At 67.4% G+C, this 20,481-nt stretch carries 21 protein-coding genes; 11 read left to right on the forward strand and 10 right to left on the reverse strand.

The window, feature by feature from the left end; translation table 11 throughout:
• Positions 1 to 17: 17 nt before the first annotated feature.
• The 4 genes from pcnB to ACN5W5_RS14185 are packed head-to-tail and all read right to left on the reverse strand — an operon-like array spanning position 18 to position 4,167.
• Positions 18 to 1,676 carry a polynucleotide adenylyltransferase PcnB gene (gene pcnB / locus ACN5W5_RS14170; RefSeq protein ID WP_420049132.1) on the reverse strand — a complete coding sequence of 553 codons (1,659 nt, stop codon included), beginning with the start codon at positions 1,674 to 1,676 and terminating at the stop codon, positions 18 to 20.
• Complete coding sequence (locus ACN5W5_RS14175) at positions 1,673 to 2,341, reverse strand: HAD family hydrolase (RefSeq protein WP_177135656.1); 669 nt, start codon at positions 2,339 to 2,341, stop codon at positions 1,673 to 1,675. Before ACN5W5_RS14175 ends, pcnB begins: the two co-directional genes overlap by 4 nt.
• Positions 2,342 to 2,347: 6 nt before the next feature.
• Positions 2,348 to 3,034: a DnaA regulatory inactivator Hda gene (gene hda / locus ACN5W5_RS14180; protein WP_420049273.1), complete on the reverse strand. Its 687-nt coding sequence runs from the start codon at positions 3,032 to 3,034 to the stop codon at positions 2,348 to 2,350.
• 17 nt (positions 3,035 to 3,051) lie between these two features.
• Positions 3,052 to 4,167, reverse strand: a complete 1,116-nt coding sequence (locus ACN5W5_RS14185; protein ID WP_420049133.1) for an AI-2E family transporter — start codon at positions 4,165 to 4,167, stop codon at positions 3,052 to 3,054.
• Positions 4,168 to 4,358: 191 nt separating this feature from the next.
• Here ACN5W5_RS14185 and purM point away from each other — a divergent pair, with 191 nt between their 5' ends.
• The 4 genes from purM to ACN5W5_RS14205 all read left to right on the forward strand — a co-directional run bounded on the left by purM (position 4,359) and on the right by ACN5W5_RS14205 (position 7,777).
• Positions 4,359 to 5,396, forward strand: coding sequence for a phosphoribosylformylglycinamidine cyclo-ligase (purM, locus tag ACN5W5_RS14190; protein ID WP_420049134.1), 1,038 nt, complete (start codon positions 4,359 to 4,361; stop codon positions 5,394 to 5,396).
• Positions 5,397 to 5,628: 232 nt separating this feature from the next.
• Positions 5,629 to 6,186, forward strand: coding sequence for an isochorismatase family protein (locus ACN5W5_RS14195; RefSeq protein WP_420049135.1), 558 nt, complete (start codon positions 5,629 to 5,631; stop codon positions 6,184 to 6,186).
• Positions 6,183 to 6,794: a DJ-1/PfpI family protein gene (locus ACN5W5_RS14200; protein WP_420049136.1), complete on the forward strand. Its 612-nt coding sequence runs from the start codon at positions 6,183 to 6,185 to the stop codon at positions 6,792 to 6,794. Before ACN5W5_RS14195 ends, ACN5W5_RS14200 begins: the two co-directional genes overlap by 4 nt.
• Positions 6,779 to 7,777: a GlxA family transcriptional regulator gene (locus ACN5W5_RS14205; protein WP_420049137.1), complete on the forward strand. Its 999-nt coding sequence runs from the start codon at positions 6,779 to 6,781 to the stop codon at positions 7,775 to 7,777. Before ACN5W5_RS14200 ends, ACN5W5_RS14205 begins: the two co-directional genes overlap by 16 nt.
• Positions 7,778 to 7,805: 28 nt before the next feature.
• On the opposite strand, the gene ACN5W5_RS14210 is transcribed toward ACN5W5_RS14205, so the two are convergent.
• The 3 genes from ACN5W5_RS14210 to murJ all read right to left on the reverse strand — a co-directional run bounded on the left by ACN5W5_RS14210 (position 7,806) and on the right by murJ (position 11,083).
• Positions 7,806 to 8,438, reverse strand: coding sequence for an NAD-dependent dehydratase (locus tag ACN5W5_RS14210; protein WP_420049138.1), 633 nt, complete (start codon positions 8,436 to 8,438; stop codon positions 7,806 to 7,808).
• A gap of 170 nt (positions 8,439 to 8,608) precedes the next feature.
• A complete protein-coding gene (locus ACN5W5_RS14215) occupies positions 8,609 to 9,466 on the reverse strand; it encodes a SirB1 family protein (RefSeq protein ID WP_420049139.1) in 858 nt (285 codons plus the stop codon).
• 51 nt (positions 9,467 to 9,517) lie between these two features.
• On the reverse strand, positions 9,518 to 11,083 hold the full coding sequence (murJ, locus tag ACN5W5_RS14220; protein ID WP_420049140.1) for a murein biosynthesis integral membrane protein MurJ: 1,566 nt from the start codon (positions 11,081 to 11,083) through the stop codon (positions 9,518 to 9,520).
• A gap of 121 nt (positions 11,084 to 11,204) precedes the next feature.
• On the opposite strand from murJ, the gene rpsT reads away from it, so the two are divergent.
• Positions 11,205 to 11,504, forward strand: coding sequence for a 30S ribosomal protein S20 (rpsT, locus tag ACN5W5_RS14225; protein WP_226462997.1), 300 nt, complete (start codon positions 11,205 to 11,207; stop codon positions 11,502 to 11,504).
• A 154-nt stretch (positions 11,505 to 11,658) separates the two neighbouring features.
• On the opposite strand, the gene ACN5W5_RS14230 is transcribed toward rpsT, so the two are convergent.
• Positions 11,659 to 11,985 (reverse strand): DUF3579 domain-containing protein, encoded by a 327-nt coding sequence (locus ACN5W5_RS14230; RefSeq protein WP_290971267.1) that lies wholly within the window; start codon positions 11,983 to 11,985, stop codon positions 11,659 to 11,661.
• A gap of 278 nt (positions 11,986 to 12,263) precedes the next feature.
• Here ACN5W5_RS14230 and ACN5W5_RS14235 point away from each other — a divergent pair, with 278 nt between their 5' ends.
• The 4 genes from ACN5W5_RS14235 to ACN5W5_RS14250 all read left to right on the forward strand — a co-directional run bounded on the left by ACN5W5_RS14235 (position 12,264) and on the right by ACN5W5_RS14250 (position 15,819).
• Positions 12,264 to 13,472, forward strand: a complete 1,209-nt coding sequence (locus ACN5W5_RS14235) for an aspartate aminotransferase family protein (RefSeq protein ID WP_420049141.1) — start codon at positions 12,264 to 12,266, stop codon at positions 13,470 to 13,472.
• The gene (gene argF, locus ACN5W5_RS14240; RefSeq protein ID WP_420049142.1) at positions 13,469 to 14,416 is read left to right on the forward strand and encodes an ornithine carbamoyltransferase; all 948 of its coding nucleotides are present in this window, start codon (positions 13,469 to 13,471) and stop codon (positions 14,414 to 14,416) included. The genes ACN5W5_RS14235 and argF overlap by 4 nt, the downstream gene beginning before the upstream one ends.
• 90 nt (positions 14,417 to 14,506) lie before the next feature.
• On the forward strand, positions 14,507 to 14,827 hold the full coding sequence (locus tag ACN5W5_RS14245) for a YkgJ family cysteine cluster protein (RefSeq protein ID WP_420049143.1): 321 nt from the start codon (positions 14,507 to 14,509) through the stop codon (positions 14,825 to 14,827).
• Between the two features lie 2 nt (positions 14,828 to 14,829).
• Entirely contained in the window at positions 14,830 to 15,819 is a 990-nt protein-coding gene (locus tag ACN5W5_RS14250; protein WP_420049144.1) for a class I SAM-dependent methyltransferase, read from the forward strand.
• 183 nt (positions 15,820 to 16,002) lie between these two features.
• Here ACN5W5_RS14250 and feoB read toward each other — a convergent pair whose 3' ends face one another.
• Together feoB and ACN5W5_RS14260 are read right to left on the reverse strand one after the other, a co-directional pair.
• The gene (feoB, locus tag ACN5W5_RS14255; protein WP_420049145.1) at positions 16,003 to 17,871 is read right to left on the reverse strand and encodes a ferrous iron transporter B; all 1,869 of its coding nucleotides are present in this window, start codon (positions 17,869 to 17,871) and stop codon (positions 16,003 to 16,005) included.
• Between the two features lie 61 nt (positions 17,872 to 17,932).
• Entirely contained in the window at positions 17,933 to 18,259 is a 327-nt protein-coding gene (locus ACN5W5_RS14260; protein ID WP_420049146.1) for a FeoA family protein, read from the reverse strand.
• Between the two features lie 214 nt (positions 18,260 to 18,473).
• On the opposite strand from ACN5W5_RS14260, the gene ACN5W5_RS14265 reads away from it, so the two are divergent.
• Both ACN5W5_RS14265 and kynU read left to right on the forward strand, forming a co-directional pair.
• A complete protein-coding gene (locus ACN5W5_RS14265) occupies positions 18,474 to 19,184 on the forward strand; it encodes a cyclase family protein (protein WP_420049147.1) in 711 nt (236 codons plus the stop codon).
• A gap of 22 nt (positions 19,185 to 19,206) precedes the next feature.
• Positions 19,207 to 20,481, forward strand: a complete 1,275-nt coding sequence (gene kynU, locus ACN5W5_RS14270; RefSeq protein ID WP_420049148.1) for a kynureninase — start codon at positions 19,207 to 19,209, stop codon at positions 20,479 to 20,481.

A 20,481-nucleotide genomic window follows, 5' to 3' on the forward strand; every position in this document is an offset into this window, starting at 1 on the left:
GCCTGCACGGATCGAGATCAGTCGCCGGAACCTTCGGTGGCGCCGCCCTGCCCGGCCGCACCACCTGCGCCACCGGGTTTGCGACGGCGGCGGCGGCGCTTCTTGGCGGGTGCCGTCGTTCCATCGGCGGAGGCGCCCGCTTCGGCTGGCGCGTTGTCGTCGTCGCCGTCTTCGTCGTTATCAGCCACACCCGCCGCCCGGAAGCGTGGATCCGGCTCGGTCGCGCTGGCCGGGTGGTCGGCATCGGTGCGCTTCACGCGGCGCGCACCGCCAGCTCCGCCCTTGGGCTGGTTGACCTTGCGCTGCGCGTCCACCATGTCTTCACGGATTTCGTCGCTGGCGTTCTGGAACGTCTCCCACCAGTGGGCGAGCTCTTCCTCGATCTCGCCCACCTGGGCGCGCAGGCGCAGGAAGTCGAAGCCGGCGCGGAAGCGTGCCTGGTCCACCAGGCTGAACGGCGATGTGCCCACGCGCTTGTCAAAGCGCGGCTGCATCATCCAGATCTCGCGCATGTCGGCGCCCAGCTTGCCGCGACCCGACACGTCACCAATGCGGGACTCGAACACCTCGTCCACCGCGTCCTGCAAGGCACCAAACGCCGGCGGCGGGCGCTGGTTGCCGCGCGGCTGCAGGCGCTGGCTCCAGCCTTTGCGCACATCGGCCCACAACACACAGGCCAGCAGGAAGCTCGGCGCCACCGGCTTGCTTTCGCCGACGCGGCGGTCGGTGTCCTGCAGGGCCAGTTTCACGAACGGATCGTCGGCACGCTCCACCACCACGTCGAGCAACGGGTAGATGCCGGTGTTCAGGCCGACCGCCCGGAGCTGCTCCACACTGGCCAGCGAATGCCCGGTCTGCAACAGCTTGAGCATTTCATCGAACAGGCGGCTCTGCGGCACGTCGGCCAGCAGCTTGTGCGACGAAGCCAGCGGCGCCAGGGTCTTGGCGTCGAACTTGAAACCCAGGCCGCTCAGCTTGGCGGCAAAACGCACGGCGCGGATGATGCGCACCGGGTCTTCGCGGTAGCGCGTGGCGGCGTCACCGATCATGCGCAGGGTGAGCTTCTTGGCGTCGCGGATGCCGTTGTGGAAATCGACCACGACCTGGGATTCCGGGTCGTAATACATGGCGTTGATGGAGAAATCGCGGCGCGCCGCGTCCTGCTCGATCGGACCCCAGACGTTGTCGCGCAGCACACGCCCGCTGGCGTCCACCGCGTGCTTCATGCTGGCGAGCTCCCCCTTGCTGGTGCGCTCGTTGCCGCTCACCTGCTCGGCGTCGGCGCTGTCGAGGTAGGCGCGGAAGGTCGAGACTTCGATCATCTCGTGCTCACGGCCACGGCCATAGACCACGTGCACGATGCGGAAGCGCCGCCCGATGATGAAGGCACGGCGGAACAGGCTCTTCACCTGCTCGGGCGTGGCGCTGGTGGCGACGTCGAAGTCTTTCGGACGCAGGCCGAGCAACAGGTCGCGCACCGCGCCGCCCACGATGTAGGCCTCGAAGCCAGCCTGCTTGAGCGTGTGCACCACGTCCAACGCACGCTGGTCCACCAGGCTGCGGTCGATGCCGTGCACCGACACCGGCACGTCTTCGCGTTTGCCGAATTTGGAGATCTTGGCGTTTTTGGAGCCGCTGGCTTTGCCAAGCAGCTTGTCGATGAATTTTTTGATCATTCGAATAGGTTCAGGATGCGCCAGCCCCGCTCGCTGGCGATGGGCCGGAGCCGGGCGTCCGGGTTGGTCGCGACGGGCTCGTGCACTTTTTCCAGCAGCGGCAGGTCGTTGATGGAGTCGCTGTAGAAGGTGCTGTGCGCCACGCTGGCCCAGGAATGGCCGCGCGCAGCCAGCCATTGTTCCACACGCGCGACCTTGCCCTCGCGAAACGACGGTGTGCCCCGGATCGCGCCTGTGGGTTCACCTTGCGCGTCGCGCTCCAGATCGATGGCGATCAGCTCGTCCACCCCGAAGGCTTCGGCGATCGGGCGGGTGACGAATTCGTTGGTGGCGGTGACGATGATCACCGTGTCGCCGGCGTCCTGGTGCTGGCGCACGAGATCGAAAGCAACGGGTTTCATGGCCGGGCGGATCACCTCGTCCATGAAGCGGCGGTGCGCGGCGTCGGATTTCTGGGCGCCGTGCTCGGCCAGGGGTGCCACGGAGAAACGGATGTATTCGTGGATGTCCAGCGTACCGGCCTTGTACTGCTCGTAAAAGGCGTCGTTCGCCCGGGTGTGGGTTTCGGCATCGCGCCAACCCAGGGTCACGGTGAACTGACCCCAGGAATAGTCGGAGTCGATGGGGATGAGGGTGTGATCGAGGTCAAAGAGTGCGAGGCGCATCGGGTGTCATTCGTTTTCCAGCATGGATTTGATCAGCGGGATGGTGATCGCGCGCTGGGTGCGCAGGGCGTAGGCGTCGAGCTGGTCGAGCAGCATCATCAGGCTGGAGAGGTCGCGCGAGAAGCGGGTGAGCATGAAGTCCATGACCTCGTCGCTGAGGAACACGCCGCGCTCGTCGGCCGCCCGGCGCAGCACGGCACGGCGCTCGGTTTCACCCAGTGCGTGCAGCTGGAACACATGGCCCCAGCCGAGCCGGGTGCGCAGGTCTTCGCGCAGCTGCAGGTCGGCCGGCGGCCGGTCGGCGGCGGCCAGCACCCAGCGCGCCGGCCCGTGAGCCGGACTCTGGGCATTGACAAACCAGTTGAAAGCGGCGGCCTGCTGCTCGGCGGTGTAGAGCTGGCAGTCGTCGAGCAACACCACCTCCCAGTGCTCGTCGTATTCGGCGGGGTGCAGTGTGGCGGCGTCGATCCAGCCCACCCGGCTGCCGTGGTCGCGCAGGGCCTCGCGCACCGCGCGAAGCAGATGCGTCTTGCCGCTGCCGCCCTCGCCCCACAGGAAGGTGGGCACGGGCGAGCGCAGCGGGTTGCCGGCCCACAGGCGCAGGTGGGCCAGCGCGGCTTCGTTGCCCGCGGCCACAAAGTTGGCCAGCGTGGCCACGGGCGCCAGGCCGATGTCCAGCGCCATCTGTTTCATGGGGGGCTGACCGCTGCTCATGCCGGGCCGTCCTGCTCGGGCACGGCGCCAACCGCGGGCCGTTGCGCAACGCCTTCGAGATAGAGCTCGCTGGCCATGTAACGGCTCTTGGCCCGGCGGATCGCCACCAGCAGCACCGCGCTGGCCGGCAAGGCAACCAGCACGCCCACGAAGCCAAACAGGTGTCCGAAAGCCATCAGGGCGAAGATGACGGCGATGGGGTGCAGGCCGATGCGTTCGCCCAGCAGCCGCGGCGTGACGTACATGCTCTCGACCACCTGACCGACGGTGTACACCGCCGCCACCAGAGCGACACCCAGCAGCGCCTGAAATTGCAGCACGGCCGCCAGCAGGCCCATGACGAGCCCCAGACCAAAGCCGAGGTAGGGAATGAACACGGCCAGCCCGGTGAACACCCCGATCGGCAAGGCCAGCTTCAGACCCACCAGGGCCAGCCCCACGGTGTAGAACACCGCCAGCACCCCCATGACCAGCAATTGTCCACGCAGGTATTGCCCGAGAACGGCATCGGTTTCGTCCAGAAAACCCTGCACCCCCGCACGCCAGCGCGGCGGGATCAGGCCCTTGCTGCGCTCGACCAGGTTGGCCCAGTCGAGCAGCAGGTAATAAGCCACGATGGGCGCCAGGATCAGGTTGCCGAACACGGCGGCGAGCGCGCTGCCGCCGATGCGCAGCGACGACAGCAGACCCTGGATGAGCTCACTTTCGTGGCCGGTGATGAGTTCCTGCATCCAGCCGCGCACCAGCGCAACGTCCACCTGCAGATCGATCCCGAAACGGGCCAGCAGCGGCACCAGCCGGGTGTTGACACTGTCCAGCAGCGCCGGCACCTGATCCCTGAGCAAGGGCACCTGCTTGGTGATCACCGGCACGATCAGCAGCACCACCGCGAGCATCACCAGCGACAGCATCGTGATGGCCAGGCCGGCGCCGAGCCAGCGCGGGATGCGCCGCGCATGCAGCCGCTCGACCAGCGGGTGCAGCGCATAGGCCAGCACGGCGGCCAGCAGAAAGGGCATGAGCACCGGCGCCAGCAGTGACAGGAGCAGCCAGCTCACCAGCGCAATAGCGGCCCACGAGGCGACACGGATCTGGTTGGGCGTGAAAGTCATGAACAGGTGTGTCGGGGGTGAACGATCGGGCTGCAGGGGCAAACCCTTAAAATCTGGGGCAAATTCTAGTCCGCCACCCCGGGTGGACCCGCAACCGACCGCCAAACCCCGCTGCCCCACCCTGGTGGAGGCTGCTCCATCGACGTTTTCCCCGTCCCAACGCCCGGCCCCGCCGCCGGCACACGCACTCCATGACCTCCAGCAACACTCCCCTTTCCTACAAAGACGCCGGCGTTGACATCGTCGCGGGCGACGCGCTCGTCGAACGCATCAAGCCGCTGGCGAAGAAGACCATGCGCGAAGGCGTGCTGGCCGGCATCGGCGGTTTTGGCGCGCTGTTTGAAGTACCCAAGCGCTACCAGGAACCGGTGCTGGTGTCGGGCACCGATGGCGTGGGCACCAAGCTCAAGCTGGCTTTTGAATGGAACATGCACGACACCGTGGGCATCGACCTGGTGGGCATGAGCGTGAACGACGTGCTGGTGCAGGGCGCCGAGCCGCTGTTCTTCCTCGACTACTTCGCCTGCGGCAAACTGGATGTGGACACCGCCGCGGCCGTGGTGGGTGGTATCGCCCTGGGTTGTGAACTCTCGGGCTGCGCGCTGATCGGCGGCGAAACCGCCGAGATGCCCGGCATGTACCCGGCTGGCGAATACGACCTGGCCGGTTTCTGCGTCGGCGCGGTTGAAAAGAGCAAGATCCTGACCGGCCAGAGCGTCAAGCCCGGTGACGTGGTGCTGGGCCTGGCCTCGCACGGCGTGCATTCCAACGGATTCTCGCTGGTGCGCAAGTGCATCGAACGCGCCAGCAGCGACCTGCCCGCCACGCTGGACGGCCAGCCGTTCAAGCAGGCCATCATGGCCCCGACCCGCCTGTACGTGAAGAACGTGCTCGCCACGCTCGCGAAACACCCCGTCAAGGCGCTGGCCCACATCACCGGCGGCGGCCTGCTGGAGAACATCCCGCGCGTGCTGCCCGAGGGCACCGCTGCCCATCTCAAGAAAGGCAGCTGGCCGCAGACCGAGCTGTTCGCCTGGCTGCAGAAAACCGCCGGCATCGACGACATCGAGATGAACCGCACCTTCAACAACGGCATCGGCATGGTGGTGGTGATCGCCGCCGAGGAAGCCGCCGCCTGCGCCGCCACGCTGCGCGAGCTGGGTGAGACGGTGTATCAGATCGGCATGATCGCACCCCAGGGCGACGGCGCGGCCGTCACGGTGAACTGAAGCCACCCCGCTTCGTGCTCAGGAAGGCCCGGCAACGGGCCTTCGCCGTTTCCGGGATCCAATGCGCCCAGGGAGCGAAAGTGTCCGGAAATTTCCTGTCCGTGGCGACGGTCATGGGCACCTGGAAGACAATGGCCATGTCCTGAAATGATCGGTTCCTGTCTGGCGACGAGCAGACACCCGCACCGGTCACCGGCACGATCAGGGCTTCAACAACCCCGACGGAGCCCCCATGAAAACCGCCCTGCTGGTCATCGACGCGCAAGAGTCCTTCCGCCACCGCCCCTTCTTCACCGAACTGGACCTGCCCGCCTACCTGGCCGCGCAAAACGCGCTCATTGCAGGCGCCCAGGCGGTTGGCATGCCCATCGTTCGCATCTTCCACGTGGACGGGCCGCAGGTTGCGCAGAACCCTTTCTCGCTGGAGTCGGGCGCCGTGCGTCCGCTCGACGGCCTGGCCGACTTCGAAGCCGCCGCGACCTTCCACAAGTCGCGCCACAGTGCGCTCGTGGGCACCGGGCTGGAGGTGTGGCTGAACCGAAATGCCGTCCAGCGCCTGATCGTCAGCGGCATCCGCACCGAACAGTGCTGCGAAACCACCGCCCGGCACGCGGCCGATCTCGGCTACACGGTGGACTTCGTGACCGACGCCACGCTGACCTTTGACATGGTGCAGCCCGACGGCACGCCACTGCCGGCCGCCGACATCATGGCCCGCACGGCCACGGTGCTGAAAGACCGCTTCGCGCGTCTGTGCAGCGTGGCCGACGCGGTAGCGCAACACTCATGAGCATCGCAACACTGACGGTGGCGATCCTGGCCTTCGACGAGGTCGAGGCGCTGGACTTGGCGGGTCCTTACGAGGTGTTCACCACCGCGAGTCGCATGGCCTTGCGCGAAAGGCCTTCAGACCCGGCACCGTTCGCGGTGTTCTGCGTGGCACGCGAGCGCCAGCCCGTGCGCGCCCGCGCTGGTTTGACCCTGCTGCCCGACCACGGTTTTTCCGATACACCGCCGGTGCATGTGCTGATCGTGCCGGGCGGTGTCGTGGACGGGGCCATACGCTGCGCCGAGACTTTGCGCTGGGTGGCGCAGGCCAGCGAACGCGCGCAACTGACGGCCTCGGTCTGCACCGGTGCCTTCGTGCTCGCAGCCAGCGGCGTGCTCACCGGCGGCCCCGTCACCACCCATTGGGAAGACCAGACCGACCTGGCCCGAGCCTTCCCTTCGCTCGACGTGAAAGCGGGCGTGCGCTGGGTCGATCAGGGCCGGATCGTCACCTCCGGCGGCATCAGCGCCGGGATCGACATGAGCCTGCACCTGGTGGCGCGGCTCGCGGGCGAAGCGCTGGCCCTGCGCACCGCGCGGCAGATGGAGTTCCAGTGGACGCGAACGTGAGCGGGCCGATCCGCGTGTCCTTCGTGCTGCTGCCGGGCAGCCTGATCCTCGACTGGGCGGGTCCGGCCGAGGCACTGCGCATCGCCAACCAGTGCTTGCAGGCCAGCGGCCAACCCGCCGCGTTTGATCTGCGGTTCATCGGTCCGCAGGCGCAGGCCACCAGCTCCGTGGGAGCCAGCATCAGCGGCATCGAACCCCTGCCCGACGTGGTTTCCGAGGCACTGTCAGCACCCCACTGGGTGGTGTTGCTCGGTCAGCCCGGTGACACCATCGACGTGCGCAGCCCAGGCGTGCCGGAACTGCTGCACTGGCTGCGTGGGCTGCGGCTGCAGGCGGGCCTGCTGGAGCTTGTCACGGTGTGCGCGGGCGCGATCCTCGCCGCACACGCCGGCCTGCTCGACGGCCACCGGGCAACCACCCACCACCACCACCTCGACGAATTGCGCCAGGTGGCGCCGCGCTGCGACGCGGTGGCCAACCGGGTGTTCGTGCTCGACGGCGCGGTCAGCAGCAGCGCGGGCGTGACCACCGGCATCGACCTGTTCCTGCACCGCATCGCGGCGGTCTGTGGCCCGGCGCTCGCGGCCCGCGTGGCGCAGACCATGGTCGTCGCGCTGCGGCGCGGCCCCGGCGACCCGGAGCTGTCGCCTTTCCTGCGCCACCGCGCCCACCTGCATCCGGCCATCCACCGGGTGCAGGACGCCATCGGCCAGCAACCGCAGGCCGACTGGTCGCTGCAGCGCATGGCCGACGTGGCCTGCACCTCGCCGCGCCACCTCGCGCGCCTGTTCATCACCCACGCGGGCATCGCCCCGCTGGCCTACCTGCGCAGCATCCGGCTGGACCTGGCCGACGCCGCGCTGCGGTCGGGCCACAGCGTGACGCTGGCCGCCGAGCTCGCCGGCTTCAGCTCCGACACCCAGCTGCGCCGCACCTGGCACCAGCTCGGCAAGGCGGGCTCACCGGCGCACCGCGGCCACTGAGCCTGGAAACGGCCGTGGTCCAGGCTGACTACAGCAGCACCTCCGACGGCAGCACATGCACCCCCGGCGTGGCGGCCAGCGCGGCCTGCAGCAGGTGGTGCGCGATGCGCTGGGCGGGGACCACGCGATAGCGCCGCGGCAGCAGCGGCTGCATCCACTGAGAGATGCGCACCGCGAGCTGTTCGGCCGGCCGGCTCTCCAGCCGCACGCCCCCGATGAGGCCCGGGCGCACCAGCGTGAGCGAGGGGTAGCCCACGGCCTGCAGATCGCGTTCGGTCTCGCCCTTGGTGCGGGCATAGAAAACGCGCGAGGCCGCGTCCGCGCCCAGGGCCGAGTTGAAGGCGAAGGCCCGCGCGCCGTGGCGCCGCGCGAGGTAGGCCACCTCCAGCGGGTGGTCGTGGTCCACCTTGTAGAAAGCGGCCTGCGAACCGGCCTTGGCGATGGTGGTGCCCAGGGTGCAGACCACGGCGTCGACCGCCCACCAATCGGCGTCTTCGGGCAGGCGCTCGAAGTCCACCAGCGGATTGAGCAGCCTGGGGTGTGGCGCCAGCGCCTTGCGGGTCGGTGCGACCACCTGGGCCACAGCTGGGTCGGCCAGGGCCTGCTGCAGCACGGCCTGCCCCACCAGGCCGGTGGCACCGACCAGCATCAGGCGCGTCATCCGCGGGCTCAGAGGTTGAGAGTTTTTCGGACGTGACCGAGCAACGCGCCAAAACGTGCCCGATCTAGGCGCAAAGCACAGCCATAGCTCAAGCTATGGCGCGCATTTGCAACAACGAGCGGGTGCGTTTTGGCGGGGTGAGCGGGCATGAGCGAAAGACTCTCAACCTCTCAGTTCAACGCGCGGCGCAGTTCCTGCAGCCGGCGGTCCATGGCGTCGCGATCGAGCGCGTCGTCGGTGTGGGCGATGTAGATCTCCAGATCGCTCACCGCAAGGCGGGCGTCACCCATTTCGGCCCAGGCCAGGCCGCGGTCGCGGTACTCAGACCAGGCATCGGGCAGCAGCACGAGCAGGCGGTCCTGCACCGCGATCAGGCGCAGCCAGTCTTCCTGCGTGCGGTGGATCTCTTTCAGGTTGCGCAACATGCGCGAGAGGATTTCGCGCGATGGCGCAGCCTGCAGGTAGAGGCCGACCGGCACGTCGAAATCGTCCACCAGTCCGTTGCGCCGCTTGTAGGGCTCCAGCCGCTCGGACAGGTCTTCGCGGCTGAGCGACTGGCCGGTGAACGGGTCGATCACCACCTGACCATTGGGCAGGTTGACCTTCACCATGAAATGCCCGGGGAAGTTGACGCCCCGCGCCTTCAGGCCCAGGCCCTGCGCCAGCTCCAGCCAGAGCACACCCAGGGAGATGGGGATGCCGCGCCGGGTCCGGAGCACCGCGTTGAGGTAGCTGTTGTCGGGGTCGTAGTAGTTGTTGACGTTGCCGCCAAACCCCATGTCGCGAAAGAAGAACTGGTTGAGCGCCCGCAGCCGCTGCAACGGGTCGGTGGCGTCGTCGCAGCGCCGGCGCACCCGGGCCAGCAACTGGTCCACGTCGCCCAGCACCTCCTGCACATCCATCTCGGGGTATTCGTCCTGGGCGATGGCGGTGGCGGCTTCCAGCAACGGCAAGCCGTCATCGTCGGCCACCAGCGCGGCGAAGTAGCCCAAGGGCGTGGGCGTGGGGAATTCAAAGGCTGAAGACATGGTCAGGGCGGCGGGCAGACCGCTGAACGGCGGGTGCCGGTGCAGCGGACTTCATTTTCGGACGAATTGGCGAAGTTTCAAACCGGCCACGGTCAGGCTCAGGAAATAGATCAGGGCCGCTCCCACCACGCACAGGGCCAGCAGGCCCACACGCTGCAGCGCCAGGCCCTCAAAGCCCAGCCAGTTGAAGCGCGCGGCAGACCACATCAGGAACACGGACATCAGCGCGCTGGCGGCGACCACCTGCAGGGCAAAACGCGCCCAGCCGGGTGAGGGCGTGTAGGCCCCGCGGCGCAGCAGGCCGATCAACAGCCACAGCGCATTGACCATGGCCCCGATGCCGATGGCCAGCGCCAGCCCGGCGTGGGCCAGGTAAGGCACGAACAGCAGGTTCATCAGCTGGGTCAGCACCAGCACCACCACCGCGATCTTCACCGGCGTGCGGATGTCCTGGCGGGCGTAAAAACCGGGCGCCAGCACCTTGATGGCGATCAACCCGATCAGGCCGGCACCGTAGCCCATCAGGGCGCCGGTGGTCTGCTGCACGTCGGCCGCGGTGAAGGCACCGTAGTGGTAGAGCACGGCCACCAGCGGTTTGGCAAAAGTCAGCAGCGCCACCGCACAGGGCACGGCCAGCAGCACCACCAGTCGCAGGCCCCAGTCGAGCAGGTTGCTGTAGCGCTGGGCATCTTCGGCCGCTTTGGCGGCCGCCAGCTGGGGCAGCAGCACCACGCCCAGCGCGACGCCCAGCATGGCGGTGGGAAATTCCATCAGGCGGTCGGCATAGGTGAGCCAGCTCACGCTGCCAGTGGCCAGGTGCGACGCGATCTGGGTGTTGATCAACAGCGAAATCTGCGCCACGCTGACCCCCAGCAGGGCCGGCAGCATCAGCGTGGTCACGCGGCGCGTGCCGGGGTGGTTCCAGGCGGTTTTCAGCGACGACCAGCGCAAACGGATGCGCGGCAACATGCCCAGCCGCAGCAAGACCGGGATCTGCACCCCCAGCTGCAGCGCACCGCCCAGCAACACCCCGCCCGCCATGGCGTAGATGGGCTGGATGCCCAGGCTCTTGAACCAGGGTGCGCCCCAGTACGCGGCCGAGATCATGGCCACGTTGAGCAGCACCGGCGTGGCCGCCGGCACGGCAAAGCGCTTCCAGGTGTTCAGGATGCCGGCCGACAGCGCCACAAACGACATGAAGGCGATGTAGGGAAACATCCAGCGCGTCATGAAGACGGCGGCCTCAAAGCCGTCGGGGCTCTGCTTCAGGCCGCTGGCCATGGCCCAGACCAGCACCGGCGCCCCGGCCACGCCCAGCACGCAGGTGGCGGTCAGCGCCCAGGCCAGCACGGTGGCGATCTGGTCCACCATCTGGCGGGTGGCGGCGTCGCCCTCCTTTTCACGCACACCGGCCAGCACGGGCACGAACGCCTGACTGAACGCGCCTTCGGCGAACAGCCGGCGCAGCAGGTTGGGGATGCGGAAAGCGACGTTGAAGGCGTCGGTCAGGGCGCTGGCACCAAAGGTGGACGCCATCAGCAGTTCGCGCACCAGCCCGGTGATGCGTGAGGCCAGCGTCAGCAGGGAGACCAGGGAGGCGGATTTGAACAGGGACACGGCCGCCAGTGTAACCACGCACACCCGACGCCCGGCGGACACGCTACCCAGGCTGGCGGCACCATGCTAAAATCGCGGGCTTTGCTGGGCATCATCCCCAAACATCTGAAGGAAATTCACCATGGCAACCAAGCCGAAGAAAAAGAACCCCCGTCTGGCATCTGGCCGCAAACGCGTCCGCCAGGACATCAAGATCAACGCCGCGAACACCTCGCTGCGTTCCAAATACCGCACCGCCGTCAAGAACGTTGAAAAAGCGGTTCTGGCCGGCGACAAGACCAAGGCCACCGAACTCTTCTCCAAGATGCAAGGCGTTGTGGACATCATTGCCGACAAGGGCATCTTCCACAAAAACAAGGCCGCTCGCGACAAGAGCCGCCTGTCCGCCAAGGTCAAGGCACTGGCACTCGCCACCGCCTGACCACCCCACCGGCCTGATCCGTCAGGCCACCAGCCCGGACCCCTCGGGGTCTGCCGTTTGAAACGGGTGCGCTGCCAGCAAAGAAAAGCAAAAAACCGCCTTCGGGCGGTTTTTTGTTGCCTGTCCACTGCTCAAGTGGCCTTGGCCAGGTGGTTCAGGGTTTTGCGGCCGGCTCCGGCAGCACGCAGCCTTCGGCCACCTGCAGGTCGTTGTCGCGCGCAAAGTGCATGACGAAGTCCCAGGCCATGGGTTCGGCTTCGCGCAGATCGGTGTGGACGATGACGACCTTGACGCCGTTCATGACCGTGGGCACGCACCAGGGCGAATACGCGATGTGACTGCCCTGACGGACCACGCCGCCGCCGGGGCGGAACTGGCTCATCACGCCGGCCAGACGTTCGGCCCAGTCGCTGGGGCGAAAGGTGCGGCCACTGCGTGTGACGCCCTGGATGAACACTTGTTTGGCAGTCGGTGAAACCATCGGGGAAGCCTTCGGATGGAGGGCCCTGGAAGGGACGCATGACCACCGCCAGACCGAGGATCGCTGGCCGGGGTGGATGGCAGGTATTCTATCTTATATAAGACCTGAACTCAGGGATAACCCGGGGCTCCGGTCGGTTGACCACAGGCTGCCATGGCTTCATGACAGCGATGCGGAACAAGCAATGATGATGCCCGCTCCTGCCCCTAAAATCGCTTTTCAACGGCTCAACCTTCGTTGAGCCGCTTTCTTTTGGCCCTTCCCCACCGGAGTCCCGCATGAATGCCGCCGCCACCGCCGTCCCCTCGTCGCCCCACGTGATGAACACCTACGGCCGCTTGCCGATCGCGATGTCGCATGGCCGAGGCTGCCGCGTCTGGGATGTGAACGGCAAGGAATACCTGGACGCGCTGGCCGGCATCGCCGTCAACACCCTGGGCCACGCCCACCCCAAGTTGGTGCCTGCGCTGCAGGACCAGGTGGCCAAGCTGATCCACTCCAGCAACTACTACCACGTGCCCAACCAGGAAGTGCTGGCCCGGATGCTGGTGGAACGTTCGGGCATGACCAACGTGTTCTTCTGCAGCTCCGGCCTGGAGGCCAACGAAGCCGCGCTGAAACTGGCGCGCAAGTACGGCCACGACAAGGGCATCGAACGCCCGGAGATCGTGGTCTACGAAAAAGCCTTTCACGGCCGCAGCATCGCCACGCTCTCGGCCACCGGCAACCCCAAGGTGCAGGCCGGCTTCGGTCCGCTGGTCGAAGGCTTCATCCGCGTGCCGCTCAACGACATCGAAGCCCTGAAAAAGGCCACCGTGGGCAACCCCAACGTGGTGGCGGTGTTCTTTGAAACCATCCAGGGCGAAGGCGGCGTGAACCCGATGCGCGCGCAGTACCTGCAGGAGGTGCGCGCACTGTGCGACGCACAGGACTGGCTGCTGATGATCGACGAGGTGCAGTGCGGCATGGGCCGCACCGGCAAGTGGTTTGCGCACCAGTGGGCCGGCATCCAGCCCGACGTGATGCCACTGGCCAAGGGCCTGGGCTCGGGCGTGCCGATCGGCGCCGTGGTTGCCGGTCCGAAAGCCGCCCACATCTTCCAGCCGGGCAACCACGGCACCACCTTCGGCGGCAACCCGCTGGCCATGCGCGCCGGGGTGGAGACCATCCGCATCATGGAAGAAGAGGGCCTGCTGGAAAACGCGGCCACGGTGGGCGCACACCTGCGCGGCCAGCTCGACTCCGCCCTGCTCGGCAAGCCCGGCGTGAAAGACATTCGCGGCCAGGGCCTGATGATCGGCATCGAGCTGGACAAGCCCTGCGGCGTGATCACGCAGCGCGCGGCCGACGCCGGCCTGCTGCTGTCGGTCACAGCCGACAGCGTGATCCGCCTGGTACCGCCGCTGATCATGACCACCGCCGAGGCCGACGAAGTCGCGGCCATCCTGTTGCCGATCATTGTTTCTTTCCTGGCAGAAAACGCATGAAACTCCGCCACTACCTCCAGTTCAAGGACCTGAGCGCCGACGAGTACGCCTACCTGCTCACGCGCGCCGCCTTCATCAAGGCGAAGTTCAAGGCCGTCGAAAAGCACCAGCCGTTCGCCGACCCGGACCGCACCCTGGCCATGATCTTCGAGAAGGCCAGCACGCGCACCCGCGTGAGCTTCGAGGCCGGCATGTACCAGCTCGGCGGTTCGGTGGTGCACCTGACCACGGGCGACAGCCAGCTCGGCCGCGCCGAACCGATTGAAGACAGCGCCAAGGTCATCAGCCGCATGGTCGATCTGGTGATGATCCGCACCTACGAGCAGAGCAAGCTGGAGCGCTTCGCCGAGCACTCGCGCGTGCCGGTCATCAACGGCCTGACCAACGAATTCCACCCCTGCCAGATCCTGGCCGACCTGTTCACGATGGTCGAGTACCGACCGGCCGCCAGCGGCAACCCGCTCGAAGCCATCAAGGGCAAGGTCGTGGCCTGGGTCGGTGACGGCAACAACATGGCCAACACCTGGCTGCAGGCGGCCGAACTGCTGGGCTTCACCGTGCACGTGAGCACGCCCAGTGGCTACGAAGTCGACCCGAAGCTCGCCGGCGTCTCCAACCCGGCCTGCTACAAGGTGTTCAAGGACCCGAAGGAAGCCTGCAAAGGCGCCGACCTGGTGACCACCGACGTCTGGACCAGCATGGGCTACGAGGCCGAGAACGAGGTGCGCCGTGCCGCGTTCGCGCAGTGGTGCGTGGACGAAGCCATGATGGCCGTGGCCAAACCCGACGCGCTCTTCATGCACTGCCTGCCCGCGCACCGCGGCGAAGAGGTGAGCGCCGAAGTCATCGACGGCCCGCAATCGGTCGTCTGGGACGAGGCGGAAAACCGCATGCACGTGCAGAAGGCACTCATGGAATACCTGCTGCTGGGGCGCCTGGCCTGATGCGCCGGACCAGTGCGGCGCGGCCATGAGCAGCACCCGGCCGCTCCGAAGGCGCTCAGCCCCGCAGCGCGCGGCACGGAGGATCGTCCAGTGAGTGCCTGCACCAGCTGCGGCGCCTGTTGCGCGAGCTTTCGCGTGGATTTCTCGGTCTGCGAAACGCAGGCCGCAGGGGGCAGCGTGCCCGACGGGCTCACCGTCTCGGTCACCGACACCATCAGCCGCATGCGCGGCACCGACCACGGGCAACCCCGTTGCGCCGCGCTGTCGGGCCGCATCGGCGAAAAAGCCACCTGCGGCATCTACGAGTGGCGGCCCAACCCCTGCCGCGAGTTCGAAGAAGGCAGCGACGCCTGTGGCCAGGCGCGCCGCCGCCACGGCCTGCCGCCGCTGGGTGACTCGCCGGAACACTGAACATGCAAGCCCTGCTCGACACCATCGCCACGATGGCCATGCCCACCGACGCCCAGCGCCTCTTCCACGGCCGGGGCGGCCTGCACCCGGGTTGTGAAGCCTGGACGCTGGATGCGTACCCACCGGTGTGGGTGCTGACCCGGTTTGGCGAAGCCAGCGACGACGAACTGGCCACGGTGTCGGCCGCGCTCACCGCGCGCCACGGGCAGATCGCACCCGGTGAACCGCTGAACTGGGTGTTCCAGAGCCGGCACGAAGGTCGCAGCGAAACCCGGTTGATGGCCGGCAGCGTGCCCGAGCCCCACGTGGTGAGCGAACGCGGTGCGCGCTACCTGGTGCACGTGCTCAAAGGGCAAAACCACGGTCTGTTCCTCGACATGGCCGAAGGGCGCCAGTGGGTGCGTGAGCACGCCGCGGGCGCCAAGGTGCTCAACCTCTTTGCCTACACCTGCGCTTTCTCGGTGGCGGCGCTGCAGGGCGGCGCGAAGCAGGTGGTCAACGTGGACATGAGCGCGGGCGCCATCGCCATCGGGCAACAGAACCACGCGCTCAACGGACTGCAGGCCGGCGCCAGCTTCCTGGCCCACGACATCTTCAAGACCTGGGGCAAGCTCACACGATCGGGCCCCTACCACCTCATCGTCGTGGACCCGCCGAGCTACCAGAAAGGCAGCTTCGTCGCCACCAAAGACTACGCCCGCCTCATGCGCCGCCTGCCGGACCTGCTGCGGCCCGACGGCGAGGTGCTGCTGTGTCTCAACGCGCCCGAGCTGGACACCGCGTTTCTGCAAGACCAGATGCGCGACGAGGCACCCGAACTGGTGTTTGTGGAACGCCTGCCCAACCCGGCCAGCTTCGCCGACGCGTCGCCCGAGCGCGCCCTCAAGGTGCTGCGTTACCGGGCGTCCGGGCTGGACGCACAGCCTGCTCAGGCCCTGGGTTTGGGGCAACCCGAACAGGCCGAGCAGGCACCGCAAGCACCCGGAGGCTGACCGCCCCCGGTGTTCCCGCTGGCCCGCCGACCCGGCTGCAGCCAGCGCCGCAGGCTCGGCCGCAGCACGTACCCCAGTGCCACCAGCACACACACGCCAACGATGAAGCCTTGAACGCTCACTGGGTGACCTCCATGCTTCGCACTGGGGTGCGAGCCCCCGTCGGAACGGCCGGGCGGGGGCTCATGTGGCGCCCCATGCCCCGGCGACCCGGTAGGTGATCCAGGCCATCAGATAGGCCAGCGCAAACAGGTAGGCCGCCATGCCCAGGGCGTGGCGCCAGTGACCGGTTTCGCGCCGCACGGCCGCCAGCGTGGCCACGCACTGCGGCGCATAGACAAACCACACCAGCAAGGCCAGCGCGGTGGGCAGGGTCCATTGTTCGGCGATCAACGCGCCCAGCGCCTCGTGCACCTGCTCACCCTGCGCGGACAACGCGTAAACCGTGCCCAGGGCCGCCACCACCACCTCGCGCGCCGCCATCGCCGGAATCAACGCCACCACGATGCGCCAGTCAAAGCCCAATGGCGCGAACAAGGGCTCCAGCACACCACCGAGACGGCCGGCAAAGCTGTGCGCCACGGCCGACCCGGCAAAGCCTTCGGGGGCCGCCGGGTAGCTGGAGAGAAACCACAGCAGCACCATGAGCGCCAGGATGATGCCGCCGACCCGACGCACAAAGATCACCCCCCGTTCCCACAGACCGCGCGCGATGTTGCGCGCGCTCGGCCAGCGGTAGGCCGGCAGCTCCATCAGCAGCGGGGTGGGCTGACACTTGCCACTGTGGCGCGAAACCACATACGCCACCAGCATCGCGCTGGCGATGCCCATGGCGTACAGCGCAAACAGCACCAGTCCCTGCAGGTTGAACACCCTTCCCACCGTGCGCTGCGGGATGAAGGCGCCGATCAACAAGGCGTACACCGGCAGCCGCGCCGAGCAGGTCATCAGCGGCGCCACCAGGATGGTCAGCCAGCGGTCGCGCCAGTGGGTGATGGTGCGCGTGGCCATGATGCCGGGTACGGCGCAGGCAAAGCTGGACAGCAGCGGGATGAAGGACCGGCCCGAGAGGCCCACCAGCCCCATCCAGCGGTCCATGAGAAACGCCGCGCGCGGCAGGTACCCCGAGTCCTCCAGCAGGAAGATGAAAAAGAACAGGATCAGGATCTGCGGCAGGAACACCAGCACTCCGCCCACGCCCGCGATCACCCCGTCGACCAGCAGGCTGCGCAGCGGGCCGTCGCCCATGCGGGTGGCCACCTGCTCGCCCACGAAACCGATGCCCGCTTCGATCGCGTCCATCGGCCAGGCCGCCCAGGCGAACACCGCCTGGAACATGAACAGCAGCATCAACGCCAGCAGCACCATGCCCCACAGCGGATGCAGCGCAAAACGGTCGATGCGATCGCTCAGGCCCCAGCGCTTCGCAGGTGCCTGCAGGGTCAGCGCCAGCACCTCCCGCACCCGCTGGTTGAGCGCCACCGGGTCCACCACGCCGGCATTGGCTGCGGCAGGCAGCGGCGCAGGAAGGCCCTGGGTGAACAAGACGTCCAGTTGCGCCAGCAACGCTTTCGCACCGTCTTTTTGCACGCTCACCGCGGACACCACCGGCATGCCGAGTTCTGCGGCCAACGCCACGGTGTCGATGCGCATCCCCTGCGCCTGTGCCACGTCGGCCATGTTGAGCACCAGCACCATCGGCAGTCCCAGCGCCTGGGCTTCGAGCACCAGCCGCAGGTTGAGCTGCAGGTGCGTGACATCGACCACGCAGACCAGCAGGTCGGGCCGGGCCTCGCCGGCCAGCCGCCCCTGCACCACGTCGCGCGTGACCCGCTCGTCCTGGCTCAGCGGGTCCAGGCTGTAGGTGCCGGGCAGGTCCAGCAGTTGCGCGCGCCGGCCCTGCGGCGTGGTCAGCCAGCCCTGCTTGCGCTCGACCGTCACGCCCGCATAGTTGGCCACCTTCTGCCGGTGGCCGGTGAGCAGGTTGAACAGCGCGGTCTTTCCGCAGTTCGGGTTGCCGAGCAGGGCCAGCCGGGGCGCCCCTGTGGTCATTGGGAAGCCTCCGTGCTTCGCACTGCGGTGCGAGCTGGCTTGGGGCGGCCCGGCGCGGCGCTCATACCTTCAAGGCCCAGCGCACCTGCAGCAACGCCGCTTCGTGGGCGCGCAAGGCGAAGGTGGACTGCCCCACGCGCACCGCGATCGGCCCGCCGCGCAACCAGCCCCGCGACACCACCCGCACCGACTCGCCGGGCAGGAACCCGATTTCGGCCATCCGGCGCAAGGTCTTGCGGCTGTCGTCGTCACGCGCCGGAGCGAAGGCCTGCAACACGCCCGGCGTGTGCAGCGGCCCCTGGTGCAAGGCACTCACCCGATCGGCAGGCGCCAGATCATCGTCAACGTGCAAAGGCCAGGAAACCGCTTGGGGTGTGGAGAGGGACACGGTCACATCCATGAATGAACAGAAGTGGGCAGAGCGTAAACAAACGAGATTGGTTCTCATTTGCTTTAAATCAAACTTTCACAAAAATCCGGAACGGCACAGGGCATCCGTCGGGTGGTGTGAATCCAATATTTTGTTTAGACCTAAAATGATTATCTTCCGTTGGAAATAACCGACACCATGGTTTTTTCACCGGTGCTACCTTCGCCGGACCATGAAAAAGCTCTGGGACATTTCCCCCCCCGTCAACGCCAGCACGCCGGTTTTCCCGGGTGATACGGCCTATGCCCAGCAGTGGGTGGCGAGCATCGAACCGGGCTGCCCGGTCAACGTGAGCGCCATCACGCTCTCGCCCCACGTGGGGGCACACGCCGACGCGCCGCTGCACTACGACCCCGCGGGCGCCGCCATCGGTGCGGTCGAGCTCGACGCCTTTCTCGGTCCGTGCCGCGTGATCCACGCCATCGGTTGCGGCCCGCTGGTTCGGCCGGAACACCTGGCTCACGCGCTCGACGGTTTGCCGCCGGGTCACGCCCAAGGCGGACCAGCCCCCGAGGGGGACAGCGACCCGCGAAACGGCGGAGCATGGGGGCTCAGGACCCTGCCACCTCGCGTGCTGGTGCGGGTCTACGAACACATGCCGCAAGACCGCTTTGACAACGCGCTGCCGGCTTTTGCTCCGGAAACGGTTGCACTGCTGGCCGACCGCGGCGTGAAGCTCATCGGCATCGACAGCGCCAGCATCGACCCCGCCGACAGCAAGACGCTGGAGAGCCACCAGGTGATCCGCCGCCGCGGCCTGCGCGTGCTGGAAAACCTGCTGCTCGACGACGTGCCCGAAGGCGACTACGAGCTCATCGCCCTGCCCCTGAAACTGACCACAGCTGACGCCAGCCCGGTGCGAGCTGTCTTGCGCGAACTGTGATTTCCCGAAGGAGACAACACCCATGACCACCCAACAACACTGCATCGCCCTCGACGCGCAAGACCCGCTGCGGGACCTGCGCAAGCTCTTCACCCTCCCCGAGGCCACCATCTACCTCGACGGCAACTCGCTCGGCGTGATGCCCGCCGCCGCCCCGGCCCGTGTGGCCGACGTCGTGACCCGCGAGTGGGGCACCGACCTGATCCAGAGCTGGAACAAGAACGGCTGGTTCGCCATGCCGCAGAAAGTGGGCGACAAGATCGCGCGGTTGATCGGCGCCGCACCGGGCACCGTGGTGGCCACCGACAGCACCTCGGTCAACCTGTTCAAGGTGCTCTCCGCCGCGCTGCACCTGGCCGCCGCCGACGCGCCGCAGCGCAAACGCATCGTGAGCGAGCGCAGCAACTTTCCGACCGACCTCTACATCGCCGAGGCGCTGTGCAAGGAACGCGGCTACGAACTGCTGCTGGTGGAGCCCGAGGAGATCGCGGACTCGCTGAACGAGCAGGTTGCGGTCTTGATGCTGACCCACGTGAATTACCGCACCGGCGCCATGCACGACATGCCCACTGTGACCGCCGCGGCCCACGCTGCGGGCGCGCTCATGGTGTGGGATCTCGCGCACAGCGCAGGCGCCGTGCCAGTGGATCTGACGGGCGCTGGCGCCGACTACGCGGTCGGCTGCGGCTACAAATACCTGAACGGTGGCCCCGGTGCGCCCGCCTTCGTGTGGGTCAACCCGCAACACGCCGACCGTTTCTGGCAGCCGCTGGCCGGCTGGTGGGGCCACGCCACGCCGTTCGAATTCACACCCGACTACCGGCCGGCCCCCGGCATCACGCGCTACCAGTGCGGCACACAACCCATGATCAGCCTGGCCGCACTGGAATGCGGCGTGGACACGCTGCTGGCCGCCGAGGCCCACGGTGGCATGGCCGCGCTGCGCACCAAGTCGCTGGCGCTGACCGACCTGTTCATCACGCTGGTCGAAGAACGCTGCGCCGGGCACGGCCTGGGTCTGGCCACACCGCGGGACCACGTGCGGCGCGGTTCGCAGGTTTGCCTCACCCGAGACGAGGGCGCCTACGCCATCGTGCAGGCCCTGATCGCGCGCGGGGTGGTGGGTGACTACCGCGCCGGCGATGGTGGTCGCCACAAGGACATCCTGCGCTTCGGCTTCACCCCGCTCTACATCGGCTTTGTGGATGTGTGGAACGCGGTTGAGCACCTGAAACAGGTGCTCGAAACAGGCGAATGGCAGCGCCCCGAATTCAACCGCAAACACGCCGTCACCTGA

Source organism: Hydrogenophaga sp. ZJX-1 (assembly GCF_048590325.1).
Classification (GTDB): Bacteria; Pseudomonadota; Gammaproteobacteria; order Burkholderiales; family Burkholderiaceae_C; genus Hydrogenophaga.

Excerpts from the sequence above, each read along its gene's own strand:
- pcnB (WP_420049132.1), bottom strand. The coding sequence starts at position 1,676 with ATGATCAAAAAATTCATCGACAAGCTGCTTGGCAAAGCCAGCGGCTCC.
- ACN5W5_RS14175 (WP_177135656.1), bottom strand. The coding sequence starts at position 2,341 with ATGCGCCTCGCACTCTTTGACCTCGATCACACCCTCATCCCCATCGAC.
- hda (WP_420049273.1), bottom strand. The coding sequence starts at position 3,034 with ATGAAACAGATGGCGCTGGACATCGGCCTGGCGCCCGTGGCCACGCTG.
- ACN5W5_RS14185 (WP_420049133.1), bottom strand. The coding sequence starts at position 4,167 with ATGACTTTCACGCCCAACCAGATCCGTGTCGCCTCGTGGGCCGCTATT.
- purM (WP_420049134.1), top strand. The coding sequence starts at position 4,359 with ATGACCTCCAGCAACACTCCCCTTTCCTACAAAGACGCCGGCGTTGAC.
- ACN5W5_RS14195 (WP_420049135.1), top strand. The coding sequence starts at position 5,629 with ATGAAAACCGCCCTGCTGGTCATCGACGCGCAAGAGTCCTTCCGCCAC.
- ACN5W5_RS14200 (WP_420049136.1), top strand. The coding sequence starts at position 6,183 with ATGAGCATCGCAACACTGACGGTGGCGATCCTGGCCTTCGACGAGGTC.
- ACN5W5_RS14210 (WP_420049138.1), bottom strand. The coding sequence starts at position 8,438 with ATGACGCGCCTGATGCTGGTCGGTGCCACCGGCCTGGTGGGGCAGGCC.
- ACN5W5_RS14215 (WP_420049139.1), bottom strand. The coding sequence starts at position 9,466 with ATGTCTTCAGCCTTTGAATTCCCCACGCCCACGCCCTTGGGCTACTTC.
- rpsT (WP_226462997.1), top strand. The coding sequence starts at position 11,205 with ATGGCAACCAAGCCGAAGAAAAAGAACCCCCGTCTGGCATCTGGCCGC.
- ACN5W5_RS14230 (WP_290971267.1), bottom strand. The coding sequence starts at position 11,985 with ATGGTTTCACCGACTGCCAAACAAGTGTTCATCCAGGGCGTCACACGC.
- ACN5W5_RS14235 (WP_420049141.1), top strand. The coding sequence starts at position 12,264 with ATGAATGCCGCCGCCACCGCCGTCCCCTCGTCGCCCCACGTGATGAAC.
- argF (WP_420049142.1), top strand. The coding sequence starts at position 13,469 with ATGAAACTCCGCCACTACCTCCAGTTCAAGGACCTGAGCGCCGACGAG.
- ACN5W5_RS14250 (WP_420049144.1), top strand. The coding sequence starts at position 14,830 with ATGCAAGCCCTGCTCGACACCATCGCCACGATGGCCATGCCCACCGAC.
- feoB (WP_420049145.1), bottom strand. The coding sequence starts at position 17,871 with ATGACCACAGGGGCGCCCCGGCTGGCCCTGCTCGGCAACCCGAACTGC.
- ACN5W5_RS14265 (WP_420049147.1), top strand. The coding sequence starts at position 18,474 with ATGAAAAAGCTCTGGGACATTTCCCCCCCCGTCAACGCCAGCACGCCG.
- kynU (WP_420049148.1), top strand. The coding sequence starts at position 19,207 with ATGACCACCCAACAACACTGCATCGCCCTCGACGCGCAAGACCCGCTG.